General features: G+C 56.5%; 1 protein-coding gene. It reads left to right on the forward strand.

Annotated features, from left to right (window positions below):
- A partial coding sequence (locus tag FS806_RS25455) for an FAD-dependent oxidoreductase (RefSeq protein ID WP_144942150.1) occupies positions 1–313 on the forward strand: 313 nt, incomplete at both ends.

Genomic DNA, 313 nt, shown 5'->3' on the forward strand with positions numbered 1-313 from the left:
ATGCTGTCGGCACGGAGGACGGGTTGGCCAAAAGTCCGTACATCCGCGAGGCAAGAAGAATTCGGGCCGAATTGACCGTTGTGGAGCAGCATCTGAGTCCCGCATGCAGACCGGGATTAACGGCTGAAGATTACCCGGATTCGGTCGGCATCGGCTGCTACCGGATCGATCTGCATCCGAGCACGGGGCTGCGCACGTATATTGATGTTCCGAGCCTGCCGTTTCAAATTCCTCTGGGCTCGCTCATTCCGGTCCGGGTCAACAATTTGCTGCCCGCATGCAAAAACATTGGCACGACCCATATTACAAACGG

Source organism: Paenibacillus sp. 32O-W (assembly GCF_007679495.1).
Classification (GTDB): Bacteria; Bacillota; Bacilli; order Paenibacillales; family NBRC-103111; genus Paenibacillus_L; species Paenibacillus_L residui.